The organism is Helicobacter bilis ATCC 51630, assembly GCF_000686565.1.
Lineage (GTDB): Bacteria > Campylobacterota > Campylobacteria > Campylobacterales > Helicobacteraceae > Helicobacter_A > Helicobacter_A bilis.
In genome coordinates this window covers 25,496-32,015 of record NZ_JMKW01000030.1, presented here as the reverse complement: position 1 = coordinate 32,015, position 6,520 = coordinate 25,496, and the positions used below count along the sequence as shown (strand labels likewise).

Below are 6,520 nucleotides of genomic sequence, written 5' to 3'. Positions count from 1 at the left end.
TTCTATAATGCTAAAATGTTAAGACTTCATAGCCAATAAACCTTAGAGAAAAGTCCAAACAAAGTTTAAGCTATGGATTGTCCCTAAATCTAAGTCATTATGTCCGCCATAGATATTTGCACGATAGGTAATATCGGTATTGACTAAAAGTGGACTTATTTTTAATAAGCCTAAGCCTACTTCAATATACGCTCCATTTGCTTTGAGATTATGTTTCTCGCTAAAGTTTGCTCCGACACCAATTATAAGATTAAGGGTGCCTATAAAATCTCTTGAAGGGTAAATATACAGCATTCCACCCACAGAGTGAGTGGGGGCATAAGAGTTCATAAATAGATATTTAGCCCTTAGACCAAAGCTCATATTGTGATAGGTAAAAGGAATGGGTATAGTGGGCTCTGGGTTAAATCTCATGTCTCCAAAGAAATTCCACCCTACACTTATGCCAACTATTCCACTAAATCTATCTTTAGCTACTTTATCTGAATCTGTCTTGTTTAAATCTGTGCTAAAACCATAATGAAATGAAGCGATTTGTAGTACATTCAAACAGGCATAAGGTATGCCCTCAGCCCTCAAGCTCCCGCATATCATAACGCTAAAGAGAAAGATTCTTAATAGTCTCATTTTTTACCCCTTTAATATACTTTACTTAATAAAATTTACTTGCAAGTGATTTATAAGCAAAGTTTATTATATTATTATATTTAAGATTCTTAATATATTAAGTATAAGCAAACATCTAAAACTTAAAGTCTAAATTAGATGTTTCATCTTTTTTTATAATGCTTGGTTATACAAGCGATTGTGTTAAGTTTTAGAATCTCAACCATTTGGGTGGGTGCAAAATAGCAAGAATTTAAAATCTTTTAGTAAAAATAGATTCTATAAAAACAAAATCTATATAAGCTATTGCGTAACGCGTGCTTTTGTCGGTGTATCAAGTCTAATCCTATCGCCCTTTTCATTATAGACTTTACGCCATTGATTTTGAAACTCTACATTTTTGTTTGAAAAGTAGTCAATCCATGCTTCCTCACATGTTTGCTTATCTACAAAAACAATATGCGGTCTAGGCATAGTCCAGCCATTTTTCATACTGCCTTTAATGCAATATATCTCGCCCTCCATAGGTGTAAATAGCACATAGCTTGTAGCCTCTGTCTTTGCCATAAGGGCGATAGGATAGCCAGCCTCAACATCAGCTAAAAAGGTCTTGCCCATTGCCATATAGCCAAGTGAATCTTGATAGTTCTTATAGCTTGGACGCCCTTTAGAATCTGTCTTTGGTTGATGTTCGATTCGCAGTGTATAGCCTAGATATGAACCGACATGATTATTCTCTCTATACACATAGATTCTTGCTTTACCGGGTGGTGGGTCTTGCAATACAAAACTACCATCACTCACAAAGCCGATTTCCTTACTCTTTGCAAGTGGGACAAGCTGACGATTGATAGAACATGCAGTAAAGTTAAAAATACATAATATAAAAAAGAAAAAACGCATAATCTACTTAATCTCTGTGAGACGAGACAACACTTCTTTATAAGCACTTGTTACATTGCCTAGATTTTGACGGAAAATATCTTTATCCATCTTTTTATTTGTTGCTTTATCCCACAAACGGCAACTATCAGGGCTTATCTCATCAGCAAGTAAAATATTCCTATGAGAATCTCTGCCAAACTCAAGCTTAAAGTCAATCAGTCGCAATGAAGCCTTATCAAAATACTCTTTCAATATCTCATTCACCTGCAATGCTAACTCTTTTAGCTTTGCTATCTCATCAGTGTTTGCAAGTCCCATTAAAAGACAATGAGAATCTGTAATAATAGGATCATTCAAAGCATCATCTTTATAATAAAACTCTACAAGCGGGGCTTTAAGCGGCGTGTCTTTTATGTCTAAAGATTCTTGAATGCCTAGTCTCTTACTCAAACTCCCAGTAGCAATATTTCGCACCACAACTTCAATGGGGATAATCTCTAAGCTCTTGCATAGCATATATGTATCTTGCAAGGTTTGTATAAAGTGAGTTTTTATCCCCTTAGATTCTAAAAGTGTAAAAATCTGCGTTGAGATTTGACAATTTAGGCTGCCTTTGCCCTCTTCGCTACTTTTTTTCTGTGCATTAAATGCTGTTAAATCATCTTTAAACGCCGCAAGCAAAGTATTCTCTATTGTCGTTTTATACAGCTTTTTCCCTTTGCCCTCATAAAGCAAATTTGTTTCTACAAGATTTTCTTGCAAAAAGTCTTTTTCTTGTGTTACTACATTTTTCATAAGTATGTCTCCTTAAGGTTTTTATATTTTATTTGCATTTTAGAATCTAGACTGAATCTTATAGCCACTCAAGTATAGAATGGCGATTAGATTCTAATATATCATACTCAATGCAACAAAACACCTAACCTAGATTCTATCATGAAATTGGGCAGTTTTTGGGGAGTCAGATTCTAAAAACACACTATACACAACAGCAACTAGGCGTGAGTAAAAACTAGTTTTATCCCTTTATGCTACAAGTTATTAAAAGCTTACTTTGCCATGCCTTTAATAACTGCCCAAGTTTTTAGTACATCGATAGCACTTTTTAGCTGCATGTCTTTCATAACCATGCTTTGTGTAATATCTTTGCTTTCAGAATCTTTAGAATCTGCTTTTGAGTTATTCTTCTTTTCTTCTTGTAATAATTCATTTTTTAAATGTCGTTTTAAATCCGCTTCTTTAAACTCAAGCTGATTCTCATCACTTAGAGGCACTTCAGTTTCTGCCACAACAAGATCTGGGGTAATACCTACTGCCTGTATGCTTCTGCCTGTTGGTAAATAATACTTTGCTATAGTAAGCTTCATTGCCTCTTTAGCTTCTCTGCCAAATGGAAAGATTTTTTGCACACTTCCTTTGCCAAAGGTGCTTTCTCCCACAACAACAGCTCTTTTATAATCCTGCAATGCTCCCGCTACAATCTCACTCGCAGATGCACTACCACCATTTACAAGCACCACAAGTGGCTCATGTAAAAACTCTGCTTTACCTGAAGTCTTAAGCTCGACATTCTCTATTTTACCTCGCTCACTCACAACCACGCCATCCTTTACAAAAAGGCTTACAAGCCCAATAGCCTGATCTAGCAATCCGCCCGGATTCCCACGCAAATCAAGCACAATGCCTTCAAATTTGCCAAGATCCTTTAAGCCCTTTTTCACCTCACGCGTTACATGCTGATCGAATGTCGCAACGCGAACATAAGCGTAATTTGTCTCTTCAATCTTACTTACTAAAGTAGAGCGGACTTTGACATCATCTCGCTTAATCTCAAATTTTAGTGGCTTTGTTTCGCCTTTTCTTATGATTGTAAGTGTTACTTTTGTGCCTTTTTTACCTTTCATAAGCGATACGGCTTGGTCTATTTTCATATCAAGTGTTGGGTTATCATCAATTTTTAGGATAATATCCCCGCTTTTTAAGCCGACTTTTTTAGCGGGTGTGTCATCAAGTGGTGCGATAATCGTTAATGCTCCATCTTTCATGCCAACGGTTATACCTATACCGCTAAAACTACCGCTTGTTTTTGTGCGTAAATCTTCATAATCTTTTTGCGGTAAATACGCAGAATGTGCGTCAAGATTGCTTAACATGCCAGAGATTGCTTTCTCAATAATCTCATTTGTATCTACATCACTGACATAGCTACTTTCAACAAGATTCACTGCTGCCATGAACTTTTGTAACGCCCTATCTCTTTCTGCCTGTGTTAGCTTTTTCTTTGGCGGTGTTTGTGTGCTGGGTGTGCTTTGTGCGATTTGCATTTGTGTGTGGTCTGCAATATTTTGTGCTTGTAAGATTCCAAAGCCACCTACAAGCAAAGCCGATGATATAAACCCTGATAAAATATAAAAATTAAGATTTTTCATTATGTCGTATCCAAAGAAGTAAAATTTCAAAGAATTATTGTAAATCTCTTAAGCAATCTTTTGAGATACCTACAATCTCAAACTTTTCATAGAATCTAGCAAAGGTATCATCAAAAAAGTAGATATTATCGCAACCAAGCCTTACAAGCCTACTCCCCATAGCAGACGCCCTGCCCCCTCTTTTACAATGTATGAGTATCTTTTTGTCTGGATTGTCTTTAGCAAGGTTAAAAAGAGCATGTGTTTCTTTAATATTTGGGACACCTTTAATGCGTGCTGCACATACTTCTTCTTCATCTCGCATATCAACCATAATATAATCATCTAGATTTGCTTCTTCAATATAAACCGCCTTTGCAAGACTTTTATTTCTCTTGCCATACTCTTGCATGTATATCCTTGAATTTTAGTGAGATAAAAGCTTTATTCTATCGTTATTTCATAAATAAAGGGAGAATATGTAATTAAAAGTTATTAGATTCTAGAACTTTATATATTAGATATTGCCAACAAACATTTAAAACTGCAAAAAACCAACAAAATCAAGTATAATTAAAACTTTTTATTCATAAAACGCATAAAAGGACTTAAATGAAGAAATTATTAACAACGCCTATTTACTATGTCAATGATGTGCCACACATTGGACATGCTTATACTACCATTCTTGCTGATGTTATGAAGAAATATTGGACACTTAGGGGCGATGATGTATTTTTCCTTACAGGCACAGATGAGCATGGACAAAAGATAGAGGAAGCGGCAAAAAAGCATGGGATAAAAACGATTGAATATGCAAATTCTATCAGTGAGAAATTCCGCGATACATGGCGTGAATACGATATAGATTACGATAAATTTATCCGCACAACTTATTTTGAGCATATTCTATCCGTGCAGAAAGCCTTTGAGATTATGTATGATAGGGGGGATATTTATAAGGGGGCTTATGAGGGTATGTATTGTGTTGGTTGTGAAAGCTTTTTCACGCAAACACAGGTCATAGATGGAATCTACTGCCCTGATTGTAGTGGTAAGAAAGAAACTCGCCTTGTCAAAGAAGAGAGTTATTTTTTCGCCCTTTCAAAGTATCAAGACAAACTTTTAGCATGGTATAGAGAGAATCCAGACTGCATTGTGCCTTCACATAAAAGAAATGAAGTTATAAAATTTGTAGAGCAAGGCTTACAAGATTTATCCATTACTCGCATAAGCTTTGAGTGGGGGATTAAGATTCCATTAAAATTGCGTGATAGTAAGCATATCATTTATGTATGGCTTGATGCGTTGATGAACTATGCTAGTGCGCTTGGCTATGGACTAGACTATAATAATGCAAAAGAGCAGCTAAGCTATAAAATGGAGCAAAATCCATGTTTAGAATCTAAAATGGAATACTTTAATAACACAACGCATATTGTAGGTAAGGATATATTGCGATTTCATGCGATATATTGGCCTGCATTCCTTATGAGTTTAGATTTGCCACTGCCAAAGCACATTTTAGTGCATGGCTGGTGGACTATCGATGGTGTGAAAATGAGTAAAAGTATAGGCAATGTAATCCACCCGCTTGATATTAAAAACGCTTACCCTGCCGATATATTCCGCTACTTTTTATTACGCGAGGTGCCGTTTGGTCAAGATGGCGACTTTTCACAAATAGCCCTTATAAATCGCAATAATGGGGAGTTAAGCAATGATTTAGGGAATCTGTTAAATAGACTTATTGGCATGAGTGAAAAATATTTTCAGTTTGATTTAAGTAAAAGTTATGATGAAAACGCATATATCTCACAAAAAGAAGAGATTTCTCGCATTATTAATCAGAGTTTAGCCTATATGGATTCTATACAGCCACATAAATTTTTAGAATCTGTATGGGAGCTTTTCTATCTAGCAAATACTATGATTACACAAATTGCCCCTTGGGAACTTATGAAGCAAGAAAAAAGTATAGAATGTAAAGCCTTTTTGAATCTTATTGCAAATATTCTTGCAAAAGCAGCCTTACTTCTTTATCCAATACTGCCTAATTCATGCAAAGAGATAAGTAAAGCATTAAATATCAGCATAGATTCTAAGCAGTTTGATACACTGATAATAAAGCAAGGATACATACAAGATTTTATGATACAAAAAGTTTGTGCGCTTTTTCCAAAGATAGAAGAACCACGCATGAAGACAATGCACCAACCTTTTGTAGAAAATAAGCCACAAAAAGAAAAAGATTCTATCAATAAACCATGTATAAACGATACGATTAATATTGACTATTTTCAGCAAATAGTCATTAAAGTTGGCACAATTATTGCCGCAGAAAAACTCCCAAAAAGCAAAAAGCTTTTAAAGCTACAAGTTGATTTAGGCGAAGAAAAACCGCGTCAAATCATCGCAGGTATTGCTGAATTTTATGATACAGAAAATCTCATTGGCACACAAGCATGTGTATTAGCAAACTTAGCCCCAGCAAAGCTTATGGGTGAAATCAGTCAAGGCATGATTCTAGCATGTAAAGATGAAAATGGTTTAAGCCTTTTACGCACAGAACATGCAAGAGCGAATGGCTCAAGGATCAGCTAATTGATAAATTCACTAAA

Annotated in this window: 6 protein-coding genes; 1 reads left to right on the top strand and 5 read right to left on the bottom strand. The window is 35.5% G+C overall.

The window, feature by feature from the left end; all coding sequences use genetic code 11:
• Positions 1 to 42: 42 nt before the first annotated feature.
• From T368_RS0107025 to T368_RS0107005, 5 genes are all read right to left on the bottom strand, one after another.
• A complete protein-coding gene (locus T368_RS0107025; protein ID WP_004086379.1) occupies positions 43 to 627 on the bottom strand; it encodes a hypothetical protein in 585 nt (194 codons plus the stop codon).
• A gap of 282 nt (positions 628 to 909) precedes the next feature.
• Entirely contained in the window at positions 910 to 1,509 is a 600-nt protein-coding gene (locus tag T368_RS0107020; RefSeq protein ID WP_004086378.1) for a hypothetical protein, read from the bottom strand.
• A gap of 3 nt (positions 1,510 to 1,512) precedes the next feature.
• A complete protein-coding gene (gene purC, locus T368_RS0107015) occupies positions 1,513 to 2,286 on the bottom strand; it encodes a phosphoribosylaminoimidazolesuccinocarboxamide synthase (RefSeq protein WP_004086377.1) in 774 nt (257 codons plus the stop codon).
• Between the two features lie 254 nt (positions 2,287 to 2,540).
• Positions 2,541 to 3,920, bottom strand: a complete 1,380-nt coding sequence (locus T368_RS0107010; protein WP_004086376.1) for a S41 family peptidase — start codon at positions 3,918 to 3,920, stop codon at positions 2,541 to 2,543.
• A 34-nt stretch (positions 3,921 to 3,954) separates the two neighbouring features.
• Positions 3,955 to 4,311, bottom strand: coding sequence for a rhodanese-like domain-containing protein (locus tag T368_RS0107005; RefSeq protein ID WP_004086374.1), 357 nt, complete (start codon positions 4,309 to 4,311; stop codon positions 3,955 to 3,957).
• A 200-nt stretch (positions 4,312 to 4,511) separates the two neighbouring features.
• Here T368_RS0107005 and metG point away from each other — a divergent pair, with 200 nt between their 5' ends.
• The gene (gene metG / locus T368_RS0107000; RefSeq protein WP_004086372.1) at positions 4,512 to 6,503 is read left to right on the top strand and encodes a methionine--tRNA ligase; all 1,992 of its coding nucleotides are present in this window, start codon (positions 4,512 to 4,514) and stop codon (positions 6,501 to 6,503) included.
• The last annotated feature ends 17 nt before the right edge of the window (positions 6,504 to 6,520 follow it).